This window comes from Herbaspirillum sp. Sphag64, assembly GCF_014192645.1.
GTDB lineage: Bacteria > Pseudomonadota > Gammaproteobacteria > Burkholderiales > Burkholderiaceae_D > Herbaspirillum.
The window spans coordinates 223,148-239,867 of sequence record NZ_JACHYE010000003.1; the positions used below are offsets into that span (position 1 = coordinate 223,148).

Sequence of the window (16,720 nt, forward strand, 5' to 3'; positions counted from 1 at the left end):
GCATGTCTACCCGAGATTTTCAACCGGACCGCCATCCTGTGCCACACTGGCTGCGCGGCTGGATCTTGCCAGCCTTGCTGGTGCTGCTGTGGTGGCTGGCGGTGACGTTCCAGTGGTCGACCTCGCCCTTGCTGGTGCCGGTCGGCAAGGTCTGGCAAACCGCGACCGAGCAGGTCCGCAGCGGTGAATTGTGGATTGCGCTGCAAGCCAGTTTGCAACGGGACCTGATTGGCCTTGTCATCGGTGTGGTTGCGGGGCTGGCGTTCGGTCTGGCAATGGGCTTGTCACGCTTGTTTGAGCTGACGATCGGCCCGACCTTTCATACGCTCAAACAGATATCGCTATTTGCCTGGATTCCCTTGTTGTCGGTCTGGTTTGGACTCGGTGATTCAGCCAAGGTGGCGTTTTTATCGCTCGCGGCTTTCTTTCCGATGGTGCTCAATACCTTCGAGGGAATTCGCAGTGTACCACCGGACCTGATCGAGGCGGCTCAGGTGTTCAAGTTCAATCGTCGTCAATGGCTGTTCAAGCTGGTGTTGCCAGCGGCATCACCGTCGATTCTGGCGGGAATTCATCTGGCGCTGATCTATGCTTGGCTGGCGACACTGGGCGCGGAGTATTTGCTGGTCTCGGGTAAGGGAATCGGCAACACGATGATTGATGGTCGCGAGCTGTTTCTGATGGATCTGGTGATCTTTGGCGTGATTGTGGTGGGTCTGGTCGGCTTTTCGCTGAACTGGTTGGCGGCGCGCGTGGAGCGCAGGTTATTGGCGTGGCGCGGACGTTCCGTGGCGCAATTCTGAGGAGAGCACATGGCGCAGGCCGGCACGCTGGAACTCCAGCATCTGAGTAAATCGTACGCCGTCAAGGATGGTGATCTGGCGGTATTGCAGGATGTGACCCTGACCATCACGCCGGGTGAATTCGTGAGTATTGTCGGCGCCAGCGGCTGCGGCAAGTCGACCTTGCTGCGCCTCATCGTGGGCCTGGAGGAAGACTATCAGGGGCAGGTGTTGCTCGACGGTGAGCGCATTGTTGGCACCAGCCTGCAACGCGGTATCGTATTCCAGGAGCACCGTCTGTTTCCGTGGTTGACGGTGGCGGGCAATATCGCGCTGGGCTTGCTCAATGCCGATCTGACACCAGGCCAGAAACGGCAAGCCGTGCGTGAGCACATTGCGCTGGTAGGACTGGAGGGATTTGAGAAGTCGTATCCACATCAACTCTCGGGCGGGATGGCACAGCGCGTGGCAATTGCCCGGGCGTTGGTGAGCAAGCCCGAAATCCTGCTGCTCGATGAACCGTTTGGTGCGCTCGATGCCTTGACCCGCGCCTACCTGCAACAAGAGCTGCATCGTATCTGGCAGGCCGAGGGGATCACCATGATCCTGGTCACGCATGATGTGGAAGAAGCAATTTATCTAGGTGACAAAGTGGTCGTGATGGAACCGCGTCCGGGGCGTATTCGCCGTATTGTCCCGGTCGACCTGAGCCATCCGCGTGAACGTACTGCTGGCAATTTCACCGATATCAAACAGCAGGTATTGCAGGAGTTTTCGGCGGACAGCGCCAGTCTGGCGGAGCCACCATTACGTCCGGAAGTGATGCAGGCAAGGCCTGTTCAGCAGTGGCAGTTTGCTATTTAGATAGTTGAAACATCATGATCTTACCGCGGTGCAGGTTGTCATTGCACTCTTACGTTGAACCCTTTACATAGGAAATTCACCATGTCAGAAGCCGTGCTTGATTTGCATCCTGTTGCCGGTCGTATCGGCGCCGAAGTTCGCAATGTGCGCCTGTCAGGCTCATTGGCGCAGACCAGTATCGACGCTATCCGAGCGGCCCTGTTGCAATACAAGGTGCTATTTTTCCGTGGTCAGCAGCATCTCGATGATGCCGATCAGGAAGCCTTTGCCCGGCGTTGGGGCACGTTGGTTGCCCATCCCACTGTGCCAGTGCGGAACGGTACCAGTGCATTACTTGAGCTGGACTCGGAGACAGGAGGTCGGGCCAATTCCTGGCACACCGATGTGACTTTCGATCTGGCCTATCCGCAGGTGTCGATCCTGCGCGGCGTCGTTATTCCGGCCGCTGGTGGTGACACCGTCTGGGCCAACACGGCGCAGGCGTATCTGGATCTGCCACCGGCCTTGCGTCAGCTGGCCGATAATCTCTGGGCGTTGCATACCAATGCCTACGACTATGCCTCGCGTTTTCAAGTGAATGCGGCTGGCTTGAAGCGTTACGAAGAGGTTTTTACCTCGACCATCTACGAAACCGAGCATCCGGTCGTGCGGGTTCATCCTGAGACGGGCGAGCGGACTCTGGTGCTGGGGCATTTCGTGAAAAAATTGCTTGGTTATCCGACCACGGACTCGGAGCAGTTGCTCAAGATCTTTGACAGTTACATCACGCGTCTGGAAAACACCGTGCGTTGGCGCTGGAGTGTCGGTGATGTAGCCATCTGGGATAACCGTGCGACACAACATTACGCCATCAATGATTATGGCGATCAGCACCGTGTTGTGCGCCGGGCGACGATTGCGGGAGATGTGCCGGTCAGTATTGATGGTCGACGCAGCGTGGCGCGTAGCGTCGGCGAGGCAGCTACGGCAAAGGCGGTGGACAAGGCGGTGTCAGTATGAGTGCGCCACGCAGGCAGATCAATCTGGGGGCGTTCATTCAGGCCACCGGCCATCACGTAGCAGGCTGGCGTCATCGGGGCGCGCAGCCAGATGCCGGCCAGAACATTGCACACTACCGTCAGATCGCCCAGACTGCCGAACGCGGTAAATTTGATGCATTGTTTCTGGCCGATGGGGTGGCTATTCGCTCGCATGATGCGGCGACCTTGCCACTGACTGCACGGGCAGCGACCTTTGAGCCGCTTACGCTGTTATCGGCCTTGTCGCAGGTGACGGAGCATATTGGCCTGGTGGCAACGGCGTCGACCACGTATAACGAGCCCTATCATGTGGCGCGCAAGTTCGCGTCGCTGGATCATCTCAGCAATGGCCGTGCGGGCTGGAATGTGGTGACATCGTGGTCAGAGTCGGAGGCGCACAATTTCAACCTCGATAAGCATCCCGAGCATGCGGCGCGCTATGAGCGGGCAGAGGAGTTCGTGGATGTGGTGCGTGGCCTGTGGGATAGCTGGGAAGATGATGCCTTCCTGTACGATCAGGCCGAAGGGGTGCATTTCGATTACAACAAGCTGCATGCGCTGCAGCACAAGGGGAAGCATTTCGCGGTGCGTGGGCCATTGAATGTCGCGCGCCCGGTGCAAGGGCATCCTGTGATTGTGCAGGCGGGTTCGTCGGTTCCCGGGCAAGAGCTGGCGGCACGCACGGCAGAAGTGATATTTACGGCGCAGCAGTCGCTGGCCGATGCGCAGCAGTTTTACGGTGGATTGAAAGCGCGGCTGGAGCAGTATGGCCGTGACCCTGATTCACTCAAGATCATGCCGGGCGTGTTTGCGGTGATCGGGCGAAGCGAAGCCGAGGCACAGGACAAGTTTGAGGAGCTACAGTCGCTGATTCATCCCAAGGTGGGTTTATCGTTGTTGCAGCAACATCTGGGCGGGATTGACCTGTCCGGCTATCCGCTTGATGGGCCATTGCCTGACAATCTGCAGGAGCCCAATGGGACCAAGAGTCGCTTCCAATTGGTCACGGCGCTGGCATGGCGCGAGCAGTTGAGCATTCGGCAGCTTTATCTACGCGTGGCGACAGCGCGTGGTCACTGGTCGATTCACGGTACGCCAGAGAGCATTGTGGATCGGCTCGAAGAGTGGTTCCTCAAGGGCGGCGCAGATGGTTTCAATATCATGCCCCCGACTTTGCCCGGTGGTCTCGATGATTTTGTTGCGCTGGTGTTGCCGGAATTGCGTCGCCGCGGCCTGTTCCGCACAGAATATACCGGCAAGACCTTGCGCGATCATCTTGGGTTGGCGCGTCCAGCCCATCGGAAATATGTGCAGGCGCAGAGCAGGGCAGTGGAGTGGGTAGCTTGAATGTTGTTGTAGCACAATAAGAAAGGCCTGACGGCGTGTTGCCAGTCAGGCCTTTTGTTATGGCGATGCTATTTAGCGATTATCCAATGCCCGGTTCACGCTCAGCGCCGCCAGTGATGACACTGCACCCGAGAGCAGGTAAATACTGACGTAGGCCAGACCAAAGTGTGCTGACAAGCCAAGCGCCACCAGCGGAGCAAACCCGGCACCGACCAGCCATGCCAGATCCGAAGTCAACGCCGCACCAGTATAGCGATACTTGGTCGGGAAGTTGGCGGTCACGGCACCTGCAGCTTGGCCGTAGGAGAGGCCCAGCAGGGCAAAACCGACCAGAATGAACACATCTTCGCCAGTGTTGCCACTACTCATCAGGGTGGGAACGAAACCGCTGAAGACCGCAATCAATACCGCCAGCGCACCCAGCGTGGTGCGGCGACCAAAGCGGTCAGCGATTGGTCCGGAGAGGACGATGCCAATCATCATCAGCGCTGCTCCAAACACCTGCACCATCAGGAAGTCGCTGATGGAGCGCGGCGAGTACAGTGAGATCCATGACAGCGGGAATACCGACACCAGGTGGAACAGGGCGTAACTGGCCAGTGCTGCAAGTGCACCAATGATCAGATTACGACTTTGGGTGCTGGTGATTTCGACCACGCTGGTTGGTTCCAACTCACGTTCAGCCAGTAGGGCAGCGTATTCCTCAGAAGCGACCAGACGCAGGCGGGCAAACAGTGCCACTACGTTGATGGCGAAGGCTACGTAGAACGGATAGCGCCAGCCCCAGTCAAGGAATTCGGTACTGCTCAGATTGGCGATCAGGTAGGCAAACAGCAGACCCGCAATGGCAAAGCCAACTGGCGCACCTAACTGGCCGAGCATGGCGTACCAGCCACGCTTGTTCTTGGGCACATTCATCGCCAGCAGTGACGGCAGGCCATCCCAGGATCCGCCGAGTGCCAACCCCTGACCGATACGTAACAGGCTCAGCAGCAAGATTGCGGTGAACCCAAGATGGTCATAAGTCGGCAGGAACGCGATGCCCGCCGTGCAGAATCCGAGCAGGAATAGCGCCAGTGTGAGTTTGACCTCACGCCCGAGCTTTCTCTGGATCGTCATGAAGAGCACGGTACCGAACGGCCGCGCGACAAAAGCAAACGCAAAAATAACAAACGCATAGAGGGTTCCTTCCAGATGTTGCTTGAAAGGAAAGAAAACTGTCGGAAAAACCAACACTGATGCTATGGCGTAGACAAAGAAATCAAAGTATTCTGAAGCACGCCCGATAATCACACCAATCGCAATGTCCCCTGGTGCGATCGCCGGGTGGTTTGATGTGGCGTTTTGATTGGCATGATGAGAACCACCTGATTGGGTATCTGACGGGAAGTTGCCGGGAAGGTCAGGATGATGAATATGAGTGCTAGCCATGATCATTGTCTCTCTTTCTTGGTTCGGTCTACGATGCCGCTTAAGTTCCGACTAGGCCCTGCAGGCTAAGCGATTCGACGTTCCAACGACTTTTTTGACCTGCTCCTCCGGGGTAGGACAAATTGTCCAATCGCCACCGCCTGCCGGTGAATGTACATTATCACGATTCGATAGCTCCGACTGGACTTTTCCTGATGTTTTCACACCTTCTTCGCCGCGGCCTCATCTTCCTGCCGGTCATTCTGCTGGCAGGCTGTAATATGGTGGTCATGAATCCTTCTGGTGACGTTGCTCACCAAGAAGCTCGTTTAGTTGTTATTTCGACATTGTTGATGCTGTTGATCATCGTGCCGGTGATTGCGCTGGTGGTGCTGTTTGCCTGGCGCTATCGCAAGAGTAATACCGCTGCTCGCTACGAGCCTGACTGGGATCACTCGACCCAGCTGGAACTGGTCATCTGGGGCGCGCCTCTGCTGATCATTATCGCACTCGGTCTGCTGACCTGGATCAGTACCCACACTCTGGATCCATACCGTCCGTTAGCGCGTATCGATGCGCAGAATCCGCTGCCAGAAAACCACAAGCCGCTTGAAGTACAAGTGGTTGCGCTGGACTGGAAGTGGCTCTTCATTTACCCGGAACAAGGTATTGCTACGGTCAATGAGCTGGCCGCACCGGTCAATGTACCGATCCGTTTTAAGATCACTGCTTCTTCGGTCATGAATGCGTTCTACATCCCGGCACTAGCTGGTCAGATCTACGCCATGCCTAGCATGCAGACACAACTCAATGCGGTGATCAACAAGCCGGGCGAGTTTGAAGGCTTCTCGTCGAACTACAGCGGTGCCGGTTTCTCCGATATGCGCTTCAAGTTCCATGCCCTCAGCAACGACGACTTTGATGCCTGGGTCAAGAAGGTCAAGGCCGGTAGCGATGTGCTCAAGCGTCCTGACTACCTGGCGCTGGAAAAGCCAAGCATCAAGGATCCGGTACGTTATTTCGGCACTGTTGATGGCACCCTGTACCACGCGATCCTGAATCGCTGCGTCGAAGAGGGTAAGGTCTGTGTTGATGCACAGATGGCAACCGACAAGAACGTCAAGGAAGGTGCTGCCAAGAAAGAAGCGGCTGTGCCGGCCGCAACAGCGTCAACCGTAGCCGCTGCAGCACCTGCTTCGGCAGTGACCCAGCAGTAACATGAATCATCAATCGAAAGAACAATTTGTCTTGCCAGTACACTGTACTGGTGGGGCGGTTGCAGGCGCAACCGGGCTATCAGGCCCGGCGGCCTTCTTTTTTAGCGGAAAGTAACGATGCTAGACCATATTGACCTGACCAGGCTGATCTTCGGCCGGCTTAGCTGGGATGCGATTCCCTTCCATGAACCCATTTTGCTGGCGACGTTTGTCGGCGTGGCCTTTGGCGCGATCGTCGTGCTCAGCGCATTGACGTATTTCCGTCTGTGGGGTCCGCTGTGGCGTAACTGGTTTACCAGTATCGATCACAAGAAAATCGGCATCATGTACATCGTGCTCGGCATTGTGATGCTGCTGCGCGGTTTCGCTGACGCGCTGATGATGCGTGCCCAGCAGGCGCTGTCCTTCGGCGATAACATGGGTTTCCTGCCACCACATCACTACGATCAGGTGTTCACCGCCCACGGCGTGATCATGATCTTCTTCGTGGCAATGCCGTTGGTGACGGGCCTGATGAACTTCGTGGTGCCACTGCAGATCGGTGCACGCGACGTGGCGTTCCCGTTTCTGAATAATTTTAGCTTCTGGATGACCACTTTCGGTGCGGGTCTGGTGATGGCGTCGTTGTTCGTCGGTGAGTTTGCACGTACCGGCTGGCTGGCTTACCCACCACTGTCGGGTATTCTCGGTAGTCCGGATGTCGGGGTGGATTATTACATCTGGGGGCTACAGGTGGCCGGGGTCGGGACCTTGCTGTCCGGGGTCAACCTGATCGTCACCATCATCAAGATGCGTGCGCCAGGCATGAACATGATGAAGATGCCAGTCTTTACCTGGACTGCACTGTGCACCAACGTGCTGATCGTGGCTGCATTCCCGATCCTGACCGCTGTGTTGGCCATGTTGTCGATGGACCGTCTGGTCGGTACCAATTTCTTCACCAATGATCTCGGTGGCAATCCGATGATGTACGTGAACCTGATCTGGATCTGGGGTCACCCGGAGGTGTACATCCTGATTCTGCCAGCGTTCGGTATCTACTCCGAAATCGTGTCGACCTTCTGTGGCAAGCGTCTGTTTGGCTACACCTCGATGGTGTATGCAACCGTCGTGATCACGATCCTGTCGTACCTGGTCTGGCTGCATCACTTCTTCACCATGGGCTCAGGAGCGAGTGTGAATTCGTTCTTCGGTATCACCACGATGATCATTTCAATCCCGACCGGTGCCAAGATCTTCAACTGGCTGTTCACCATGTACCGTGGCCGCATCCGCTTCGAAGTGCCAATGTTGTGGACCATCGGCTTCATGATCACCTTCGTCATCGGTGGCATGACTGGCGTGCTGCTGGCAGTTCCGCCTGCTGACTTCGTGTTGCACAACAGTCTGTTCCTGATCGCTCACTTCCATAACGTGATTATCGGTGGTGTGGTATTCGGTATGTTTGCCGGTATTAACTTCTGGTTCCCGAAGGCCTTCGGTTACAAGCTCGATGCATTCTGGGGTCGTTGCTCTTTCTGGTTCTGGACGATTGGTTTCTACTTCGCCTTCATGCCGCTGTACGTCTTGGGCCTGATGGGTGTGACCCGTCGCCTGAGCCACTTTGAAGATCCATCACTGCGTATCTGGTTCATCATCGCGGCGTTTGGCGCGGCGCTGATTGCACTGGGCATTGGTTCCTTCATCATTCAGCTGGTCGTGAGCTACCTGCGTCGTGAAGAGCTGCGTGATGTTACTGGTGACCCATGGGGTGGTCGTACACTGGAATGGTCGACATCGTCGCCACCACCAGACTACAACTTCGCCTTCACGCCACGCGTGCATGACAACGACGCCTGGGCTGACATGAAAGCCAACGCCTATGAGCGTCCAAAGGATGGTTTCCTGTCGATCCATATGCCAAAGAACACGGCAGCTGGTTTCATCATCGCCGCCTTGAGCGCTGCCATCGGTTTTGGTGTGATCTGGCACATGTGGCTGCTGGTTGGTGCTGCGTTTGTTGCACTGATCGCTGCGATCATCACCCATACCTTCAATTACAACCGTGATTACTACATTCCGGCCGACGAAGTTGTCCGGGTTGAAGCCAATCGCACTCGCTTGCTGGATAGCCATGTCTGAGATTACAACTTCCTCCGCCGCTCTGGGCGCAGCGCCTAGCTCGCGTTACTACGTCAAGGAACATCATCCTGAAAACGGCACCTTGCTGGGTTTCTGGATGTACCTGATGAGTGACTGTCTGATCTTCGCCTGTCTGTTCGCTGCTTACGCAGTTTTGGGCCGAAATTATGCGGGCGGTCCAACTGGTGCCGAGCTGTTTGATCTGCCACTGGTGGCGATCAATACCTCGCTGCTGCTATTTTCTTCGATCACCTATGGCTTTGCCATGTTGCAGATGCAGAAGAAGCAGGTCACCAATGTGCTCATCTGGCTGGCTATCACTGGCCTGTTTGGTGCGGGCTTCATCTACCTGGAACTGTATGAGTTTATCCATCTGATCCATGAAGGTGCCGGTCCGCAACGTAGTGGTTTCCTGACTGCATTCTTCTCCCTGGTGGCGACCCACGGTCTGCACGTGACCTTCGGTATCGTCTGGCTGGTGACACTGATGTTCCAGGTCAAGAAGCATGGCCTGACACATGAGAACAATCGCCGCCTGATGTGCCTGTCGATGTTCTGGCACTTCCTGGACGTGATCTGGATCGGTGTGTTCACCTTTGTTTATCTGATGGGAGTCTTGCCATGAGCGCGCACCAAGAACATCCGTCGCACGCGGAGAAATACGGCCATCAGGACGGTTTCGATGTGCACCATGATGACCATACGGCTGATCATGGCAGTTTCAAGAGCTACATGACCGGATTTGTGCTGGCAGTGATTTTGACGGCCATTCCATTCTGGCTGGTCATGAACAATGTGATCGAAAAATCCAGTGCCGCAGGTATTGTTCTGCTGGGAATCGCTGCGATTCAAGTGATCGTGCACATGGTCTATTTCCTGCACATGAACGGCAAGTCAGAAGGCGGTTGGACCCTGCTGGCAATGTTGTTCACCATTATGGTCGTGGTGATCATGCTGGCGGGCTCCTTGTGGGTCATGTATCACATGAATCACAACATGATGCCTGGCATGAGTCAGGATCTGATGCAAGAAGCGGTGCCTGGCATGCAAGGCTCGATGCCAGGCATGAAGTGATGCTTGTATCACTTTGATGGTGTTACGGACGCTTTGTGAACGCTAGTTCCTCTCCAGGGCGGGATGCTGTTGAAATGACGGTATCTCGTCCTCGGTCTTCTCATGCCCGCCGTGGTTTTATGGTGTGCATGATCGTGTTATCCATTGTCTTCATCGCCCTCGGTACCTGGCAGGTCAAGCGCCTGTTCTGGAAGCTCGACCTGATTGCCCGTGTCGATCAGCGTGTGCATGCTGCGCCGCAGATTGCGCCCGGTCCGGCCGAATGGTCGGCCATCAGCGCCGCCAGTCATGAATATCTGCATGTTGCGGTAACTGGCGTCTACCAGCCGGACAAAACCGTGCAGGTGCAGGCTGCGACCGAACTTGGGGCTGGCTTCTGGCTGCTGACACCATTGCAGGCACCTGATGGCGCCGTCTATCTGATTAACCGTGGTTTTGTCACTGCCGAAGGTGCCAAGCTGGCGTCAACTGCCAAGCTGCCAACAACGCCAGTGCAGGTGGTTGGCCTGCTGCGCATGAGCGAGCCGGGTGGTGGTTTCCTGCGGCACAATGATCCGGCGGCAGACCGCTGGTTCTCGCGGGATGTACAGGCGATTTCCACGCGACACGCTCTTGACAGGGTTGCACCGTATTTCATTGATGCCGAACTGCTGCCGGGCGATGCCGCCCGTGAGTCAGTTATGCTATCCTCCGGCCAGCCGGTCGCAGGACTGACGGTGATTGCCTTTCATAACAGCCATTTGGTTTATGCTTTTACCTGGTACGCACTGGCCCTGATGTCGGCCGGCGCCTGCTTCTGGGTCGTTCGTGACGAGCGGCGTCAGCATCGGCAGCAAGCGTTCTTAACAGACCAGGAAACTCACCATGGCAAGCAAGGTTGATCACAGCGACTCATCACCTTATTCTTCCTCCTTTTCTTCTTCATTGCCGTTACCTCTGCCGCTGAGCGCAGGTAGCACCGAAGGCCAGACTGGCCACAAGAACATGCTGCAGCTGATCCGGCTGCGCTGGTTCGCGGTATTCGGCCAGATCATAACCATGCTGGTGGTAGTGCTTGGTTTCGGAATTACACTGCCAATTCCGAATATGCTCGAAGTGCTGGCATGTTTGATGGCGTTCAATATTGCCAGCCATCTGCGTTGGCATGAGCGCTCTTCGGTAAGCAACCGAGAGCTATTCATGGCCCTGCTGGTTGATGTGGCATCGCTGACGGCCTTGCTCTATCTGACCGGCGGTGCCAGCAACCCGTTTGCATTCCTGTATCTGCTGCAAGTGATGATCAGCGCCGTGTTACTCGAAGCCTGGTCGACCTGGACCATCGTGGGTATCACCAGCGTCGCGATTGCCTGCCTGTCACAGTTCAATATGCCGCTGTTGTTGCCGCAAGACCGGCAGTACGGGGTTTTCAGTCTCTACATTGAAGGCATGCTGATCTGCTTTCTGCTGATCGCGGCATTGTTGGCGATCTTTATCACCCGTATCGGCAGCAATCGCCGTGCGGGTGAGGCCCAGCTAGCAGCGCTGCGCCAGCGCGCTGCGGAGGAAGATCACATTGTCCGTATGGGATTACTGGCCTCAGGTGCTGCCCACGAACTGGGTACGCCGCTGGCGACGCTGGCGGTAATTTTGGGTGATTGGCGGCGCATGCCCGAGTTCAGCAACAACCCGGTATTACTGGAAGAGCTCAGTGAAATGCAAGTGCAACTGCAACGCTGCAAAACGATTGTCAGTGGCGTATTGCTATCAGCTGGGGAGGCAAGGGGAGAGTCGTCGGTCAAAACCACCCTGAACACCTTTCTGGGCGATATTGCCGAGGAGTTTCGCTGTACTCGCCCGGTCATCAGCTTCATCTACGAGAATCATATCCAGGAAGATGTGACGGTTGCCTTCGACTCGGCCCTCAAGCAAATGATCTGCAATGTATTAGACAATGCGCTGGAAGCGTCGCCGCGCTGGCTCAGTATGGTGGCATCGCGCGCGGAAGGTGCACTGGTGCTGGAGATCAGCGATCATGGATCGGGTTTCCCGCCGGCTATGCTGGATAATCTGGGGCGGCCCTATCAATCCAGCAAAGGCAAGACCGGTGGTGGGTTAGGGTTGTTCTTTGTGGTCAATGTCGCGCGCAAGCTGGGCGGCACGGTGACTGCTACCAATCGCAATCAGACTGATGCCGGTAGCCAGGCGGTTGGGGCGCTGGTGCGTCTGAGTTTGCCGTTATCAGCAATCAGTCTGGAAGGTGCTGATAATGTATCCGGTTCTTTATCTACAGCTACAGCTTCAATTGAGTCAGCGGAATTGAATGACGTTTCCAAATCAAATGACGTATCCCGAGAGGACCAGCCCCATGCCCACTGATCGTCTGTTGCTGATCATCGAAGACGATGCCGCCTTTGCGCGAACCCTCGGTCGGTCGTTTGAGCGGCGTGGCTATGCCGTCTTACTGGCCTCGAGTCAGGACGAGGCGGCAGCGTTACTCAAGGACCATCGTCCCGGTTATGCGGTCGTCGATCTCAAGCTCAATGGCAATTCCTCTGGTCTGGCCTGCGTACAGATGCTGCATCAGCACGATGCCAGTATGTTGATTGTTGTGCTCACTGGTTTTGCCAGTATCGGTACCGCCGTAGAAGCGATCAAACTCGGTGCTTGTCAGTATCTCGCCAAGCCTTCCAATACCGACGATATCGAAGCTGCCTTCGCACACGTCGCCGGAACCAACGAGCTTGAGCTGGCAGGGCGCGCGACTTCAATCAAGACGCTCGAATGGGAGCGTATCCATGAAGTCCTGGTTGAAACCGACTTCAATATCTCCGAGACCGCCCGTCGGCTCGGGATGCATCGTCGAACGCTGGCGCGTAAACTGGAGAAGCAGCGAGTGCGGTAGGTGGCACCGTCTCGTTGCGAAGGACCTCGCAGTTTCAGATCGGGGAGATGGCCGGATCGATAATCGTGAACCTATACTGAACCAGTCTGATCTCAGCAATATGCTCTGCGCCCCTGCAATTAAAGGATACCGAGTCGATTGCAGGGATTTGCCCTGATGTCTTCAGTGATCGGTCCACTATGCAAAATGTACCTGCAACATCGTCACCTCATCATTCCCAATCAACGTCCTCCCTTCACGCGCGTGTTAGCGTAGGACCCGGTACCAGTAGGCATAGTGCTCTGGCAACAGCAACTGTAGCCGTCTCCAGTACGCCTACTGATTTTGGACAGTCTCAAGAACAGCCGTTTACTCCGGATCTAAAGACGGTACGTACTCTTCAATGTGCTTGGCGCGCTTGGAAATTGACACAGCGGACAATAGTGCGGACACAATCAGGTAAGGCATTCATCAAAACCATCTACCCGCCCCGGCAGGAAGAGTTGATTTCGCCCAATTCGAAGAATAAAAAAAGTCAGAGTTTGGGCATGATCAATTACACCCCTGTTGACGGTCGCGCACCGACATTGAGCCATTACCTTCTCGACGGGCGTGTCCTCGGCGAAGGGGCCTACGCGACTGTTCATGAGGGACCACGTGGCTACGTCTTGCGCATCCTGATCGAGGGGGGCGATAGCAACACCGCTAAGATTGACTGCGCCTCCTATAAGGATCTTTCATCCTTTATTGCATTAACCTGGATTTCGGAAAAGCAACAAATTTGTCGCAATGCCGGAACTGATTTGTATCAGTATTTCACCAACGAACACGGTAGTCTTTCGCTCAGTGATTTTGAGGCGGCCTCAGTCGATTTAATGCGATTGCATCAACGCAATCTCTACCATATGGACATCAAGCCGGAGAACATGGCATGCAAGTTTGTCAATGGCAAGCCGCGGCTATCGTTTATCGATTGCGACTCAATTGCCAACGCCGCAGGTGTTGCCGATGCCGCGATCACTTATCCTCGTGAAAATCTAAAGCCGCGCAACGTGGAAAGGATTTGCCCGAGCGGCAAGGCTGACGACGAATATGCTTTTCTCCTGTTGTTGATGATGGTCACAGCTGGATCTTTCTGTCCGGTCTATTCACGGCTGGCTAAGCCACAAGCGGAAAAGGAAGAAGAACAAAACAAGATACGTATGATGGTATTGGACCGCAGTACGAAATTCGCTCATCAATTCGTCAAACCTGAACATCGCGATGCGCTCATCAAATTTATCAATACTCCCACCGACGCAAATGCATTGAAACTACCGTTGCACGAAACAATTGACTGGCGTCTTGGACTGGAGGATCGTATCCATCGTCAGCTGTTTAGCAGCAAGCTAAAACGGAGAAACTCTGTCTAGAGTTTGCCCGACGAAAACATTGTCATGGAGCAGTAACACTGCGGTGCAAAAATGCGGCTTCGCTCATTAGAACAGTGCGGCTCCTACCCATCGAAGAAGCTCAGGCAGGGAACCGTCAGTCGTCACCTACCAGAGAATAATCATGACTATTCGTCAGCGTATTACCCTGCTCGTCATACTCACGTTTATCGCCATCAGTGCCATCGGTGGCTATGCCGTTTTGCAGTCGCGTAGCAGTGCGGGTGAGGTTCGCTCAGTAACGGAAGGGGTCGTACCGACCGTCTTGGCTTCATCCGATCTGGTTGCCCAGCTCAAAGATGTCCATCTGGCCGCCATGGTAATGGTGACCGAGACGGACAACCAGATGGTCGCTCAGGAAAACGAAAAGCTCGATGCCAAAAAGGCGGACCTGGAAAAGGCCTTGCTGTTTCAGTCCACACAGGCGGTCAGTCAAGCCCAGAAAGGCTTGATCGAACAGGCCCGTGAGAGTCTGGATAACTATTTTGGTGCGATCGACAACACAGCCAAGTTCAAGCTTGCCGGCAAGGATGCACTGGCGCAGGCATCCTTCTTTGGCAACGCAGTCCAGTATCAGGTGGAACTGGAGGGGGTAGTCAATACCTTGCGTATCGAAAAAAACCGGACCAAGGACGATGCCATTGCCGCTCTCAACAAGACGCTGGCTGATACCAGCACGACAATTACGCTGGTCACCGTCGTAGCGGTTCTGGCTCTGACCCTGATCGGCTATCTGTTATATCGCCAGATCACCGGTCCGATCAGTCGCATGCAAACCATGATGACGGAGATCGCTGTCAGCCAGGATTTCACACGCCGTCTGCCAGTGGACCGGCTCGACGAAGTCGGTCATTCGATCGTTGCCTTCAATGGCATGGTCGAAAAAATTCAGGAAGCCTCAGCACAGGTCAAGCAGAAGACTGCCGATATGCAGGCCATGCTGCAAAATATCCCGCAAGGTATTCTGACCATTGTGGATGGCAATACGGTGCACCCGGAATATTCGGCCTTCCTTGAAAGCGTGTTTGAAACCACCGATATTGCCGGTCGTTCCATCATGGATCTGGTCTTCACCGATACCAATCTGGGCGCCGATACCTTGTCCCAGATCGAAGCCTTGGGCGGTGCCTGCATCGGCGAGGATGTGATGAACTTCACCTTCAATGAACATCTGATGGTGGGCGAAGTTGAAAAGACCATGGCCGATGGCCGGGTCAAGATTCTGGATCTAAGCTGGTCGCCGATTGTTGATGACAATGATCTGGTAATACGTCTGATGCTGTGCGTACGCGACGTTACCGAACTGCGCCAGCTGGCAGCCGAAGCCAACGAGCAAAAACATGAGCTGGAAATGATCGGCGAGATATTGGCCGTGAATCCCGCCAAGTTTCAGGAGTTCATCAGCACCTCGCGTCGATTCCTCGACGATAACGAACAGATCGTCCAGCACAACCCCGAAGCGACGGCCTTTGCGATTGCCAAGCTGTTCCGCAATATGCACACCATCAAAGGCAATGCCCGTACCTATGGATTGCTCCATTTGAGCAATGTGGTACATGACGTCGAGCAGTTCTACGACGACCTGCGGCATCCCGATAGCGGTGCGATCTGGGACCAGACTGTGTTGATGCAGGATCTGATTCGGGTACGCGTAGCCATTGACCGCTATGCCCGCATCAACGAAGTGACTTTGGGTCGTGCGTCAGCAGCCACATTGGACAATGCCGTCGACCGCCATGTCTTGACGATTGATCGCAAACATATTCAGGATAGTCTGCACCGGCTGGAAACAGTCAACACTGCCAATTTGCACGAACTGATTGCGGTACGTGATGCGGTACGCCGTACCTTGCGCCTGCTCGGTACCGAACCAGTCGCCGACATGCTGGCTGGCGTGATTGATTCGCTACCGGCGCTGGCCATCGATCTCGGTAAGGCTGCCCCGGTCGTGGTGGTGGAAGATAACGGCTATGTCCTCCATAGCCATGCTGCGGGGCTGGTCAACAATGTCTTCATGCATCTGATGCGCAATGCCGTCGATCATGGCCTGGAAAGCCCAGAGGAGCGCGTTGCCCATGGCAAGCCGGAGGCGGGTACGATTCGTCTGCAACTGGGTGTGATGAACAACATGCTACACATGGCACTGTCGGACGATGGTCGTGGACTGGCACTGGAACGTATACGCCAGACTGCCATCAGCAAACAACTGATTGCATCCGACCAATTGCTCAGCGATGCCGAATTGGCCCGCGTGGTGTTGCAACCCGGATTCTCTACCCGTACCGAAGTCACTGGCGTTTCTGGTCGTGGTGTCGGCATGGATGCGGTGCTGGATTTTGTTACCCGCGAACATGGTGAGATCGAATTTGTCTTCCTGGATCAGGCTGAAGGTGCCGAATTCCGCGCCTTCCAGATCAATGTGATGTTGCCGGAGCATTTTTCGGTTGAAGTTGATGGTATCAACGTTGACTACCCGATACCCACTGCGGAACAACGCCCGGTTACGTCAGGTATGCCTTTGGCTGGTGCGCACGATGATGATGCACAGGTCGCCTGAGCATACTGAGTGTCCTGAATCTACCAAGGTAATGAGAAC

General features: G+C 55.3%; 14 protein-coding genes. 13 read left to right on the forward strand and 1 reads right to left on the reverse strand.

Going from position 1 to position 16,720, the window contains the following annotated elements; all coding sequences use genetic code 11:
* Positions 1-2 precede the first annotated feature (2 nt).
* The 4 genes from FHW66_RS08175 to FHW66_RS08190 all read left to right on the forward strand — a co-directional run bounded on the left by FHW66_RS08175 (position 3) and on the right by FHW66_RS08190 (position 4,012).
* Positions 3-803 carry an ABC transporter permease gene (locus FHW66_RS08175; protein WP_183379272.1) on the forward strand — a complete coding sequence of 267 codons (801 nt, stop codon included), beginning with the start codon at positions 3-5 and terminating at the stop codon, positions 801-803.
* A gap of 9 nt (positions 804-812) precedes the next feature.
* Positions 813-1,646, forward strand: a complete 834-nt coding sequence (locus FHW66_RS08180) for an ABC transporter ATP-binding protein (RefSeq protein WP_183379273.1) — start codon at positions 813-815, stop codon at positions 1,644-1,646.
* 81 nt (positions 1,647-1,727) lie between these two features.
* Positions 1,728-2,645, forward strand: coding sequence for a TauD/TfdA family dioxygenase (locus FHW66_RS08185; protein WP_183379274.1), 918 nt, complete (start codon positions 1,728-1,730; stop codon positions 2,643-2,645).
* Entirely contained in the window at positions 2,642-4,012 is a 1,371-nt protein-coding gene (locus tag FHW66_RS08190; RefSeq protein WP_183379275.1) for an LLM class flavin-dependent oxidoreductase, read from the forward strand. Before FHW66_RS08185 ends, FHW66_RS08190 begins: the two co-directional genes overlap by 4 nt.
* 72 nt (positions 4,013-4,084) lie before the next feature.
* Here FHW66_RS08190 and FHW66_RS08195 read toward each other — a convergent pair whose 3' ends face one another.
* Positions 4,085-5,443 carry an MFS transporter gene (locus tag FHW66_RS08195; RefSeq protein WP_183379276.1) on the reverse strand — a complete coding sequence of 453 codons (1,359 nt, stop codon included), beginning with the start codon at positions 5,441-5,443 and terminating at the stop codon, positions 4,085-4,087.
* Between the two features lie 194 nt (positions 5,444-5,637).
* Here FHW66_RS08195 and cyoA point away from each other — a divergent pair, with 194 nt between their 5' ends.
* The 9 genes from cyoA (at position 5,638) to FHW66_RS08240 (ending at position 16,681) form a co-directional block, all read left to right on the forward strand.
* Positions 5,638-6,639, forward strand: a complete 1,002-nt coding sequence (gene cyoA, locus FHW66_RS08200; protein WP_183379277.1) for a ubiquinol oxidase subunit II — start codon at positions 5,638-5,640, stop codon at positions 6,637-6,639.
* Positions 6,640-6,756: 117 nt separating this feature from the next.
* Positions 6,757-8,760 carry a cytochrome o ubiquinol oxidase subunit I gene (cyoB, locus tag FHW66_RS08205; protein ID WP_183379278.1) on the forward strand — a complete coding sequence of 668 codons (2,004 nt, stop codon included), beginning with the start codon at positions 6,757-6,759 and terminating at the stop codon, positions 8,758-8,760.
* Complete coding sequence (gene cyoC, locus FHW66_RS08210) at positions 8,753-9,385, forward strand: cytochrome o ubiquinol oxidase subunit III (RefSeq protein ID WP_183379279.1); 633 nt, start codon at positions 8,753-8,755, stop codon at positions 9,383-9,385. The genes cyoB and cyoC overlap by 8 nt, the downstream gene beginning before the upstream one ends.
* Positions 9,382-9,834, forward strand: coding sequence for a cytochrome o ubiquinol oxidase subunit IV (gene cyoD / locus FHW66_RS08215; protein ID WP_183379280.1), 453 nt, complete (start codon positions 9,382-9,384; stop codon positions 9,832-9,834). Before cyoC ends, cyoD begins: the two co-directional genes overlap by 4 nt.
* 128 nt (positions 9,835-9,962) lie before the next feature.
* Positions 9,963-10,715, forward strand: a complete 753-nt coding sequence (locus FHW66_RS08220; protein WP_255458870.1) for an SURF1 family protein — start codon at positions 9,963-9,965, stop codon at positions 10,713-10,715.
* On the forward strand, positions 10,699-12,189 hold the full coding sequence (locus FHW66_RS08225) for an ATP-binding protein (protein ID WP_183379281.1): 1,491 nt from the start codon (positions 10,699-10,701) through the stop codon (positions 12,187-12,189). The genes FHW66_RS08220 and FHW66_RS08225 overlap by 17 nt, the downstream gene beginning before the upstream one ends.
* Entirely contained in the window at positions 12,179-12,715 is a 537-nt protein-coding gene (locus FHW66_RS08230) for a response regulator transcription factor (RefSeq protein ID WP_183379282.1), read from the forward strand. Before FHW66_RS08225 ends, FHW66_RS08230 begins: the two co-directional genes overlap by 11 nt.
* A 527-nt stretch (positions 12,716-13,242) precedes the next feature.
* Positions 13,243-14,106, forward strand: a complete 864-nt coding sequence (locus FHW66_RS08235; protein WP_183379283.1) for a hypothetical protein — start codon at positions 13,243-13,245, stop codon at positions 14,104-14,106.
* Between the two features lie 142 nt (positions 14,107-14,248).
* Positions 14,249-16,681: a HAMP domain-containing protein gene (locus FHW66_RS08240; protein ID WP_183379284.1), complete on the forward strand. Its 2,433-nt coding sequence runs from the start codon at positions 14,249-14,251 to the stop codon at positions 16,679-16,681.
* The last annotated feature ends 39 nt before the right edge of the window (positions 16,682-16,720 follow it).

Coding starts and splice junctions, on each gene's coding strand:
- FHW66_RS08175 (WP_183379272.1), top strand. CDS start 3: ATGTCTACCCGAGATTTTCAACCGGACCGCCATCCTGTGCCACACTGG.
- FHW66_RS08180 (WP_183379273.1), top strand. CDS start 813: ATGGCGCAGGCCGGCACGCTGGAACTCCAGCATCTGAGTAAATCGTAC.
- FHW66_RS08185 (WP_183379274.1), top strand. CDS start 1,728: ATGTCAGAAGCCGTGCTTGATTTGCATCCTGTTGCCGGTCGTATCGGC.
- FHW66_RS08190 (WP_183379275.1), top strand. CDS start 2,642: ATGAGTGCGCCACGCAGGCAGATCAATCTGGGGGCGTTCATTCAGGCC.
- FHW66_RS08195 (WP_183379276.1), bottom strand. CDS start 5,443: ATGGCTAGCACTCATATTCATCATCCTGACCTTCCCGGCAACTTCCCG.
- cyoA (WP_183379277.1), top strand. CDS start 5,638: ATGTTTTCACACCTTCTTCGCCGCGGCCTCATCTTCCTGCCGGTCATT.
- cyoB (WP_183379278.1), top strand. CDS start 6,757: ATGCTAGACCATATTGACCTGACCAGGCTGATCTTCGGCCGGCTTAGC.
- cyoC (WP_183379279.1), top strand. CDS start 8,753: ATGTCTGAGATTACAACTTCCTCCGCCGCTCTGGGCGCAGCGCCTAGC.
- cyoD (WP_183379280.1), top strand. CDS start 9,382: ATGAGCGCGCACCAAGAACATCCGTCGCACGCGGAGAAATACGGCCAT.
- FHW66_RS08220 (WP_255458870.1), top strand. CDS start 9,963: ATGATCGTGTTATCCATTGTCTTCATCGCCCTCGGTACCTGGCAGGTC.
- FHW66_RS08225 (WP_183379281.1), top strand. CDS start 10,699: ATGGCAAGCAAGGTTGATCACAGCGACTCATCACCTTATTCTTCCTCC.
- FHW66_RS08230 (WP_183379282.1), top strand. CDS start 12,179: ATGCCCACTGATCGTCTGTTGCTGATCATCGAAGACGATGCCGCCTTT.
- FHW66_RS08235 (WP_183379283.1), top strand. CDS start 13,243: ATGATCAATTACACCCCTGTTGACGGTCGCGCACCGACATTGAGCCAT.
- FHW66_RS08240 (WP_183379284.1), top strand. CDS start 14,249: ATGACTATTCGTCAGCGTATTACCCTGCTCGTCATACTCACGTTTATC.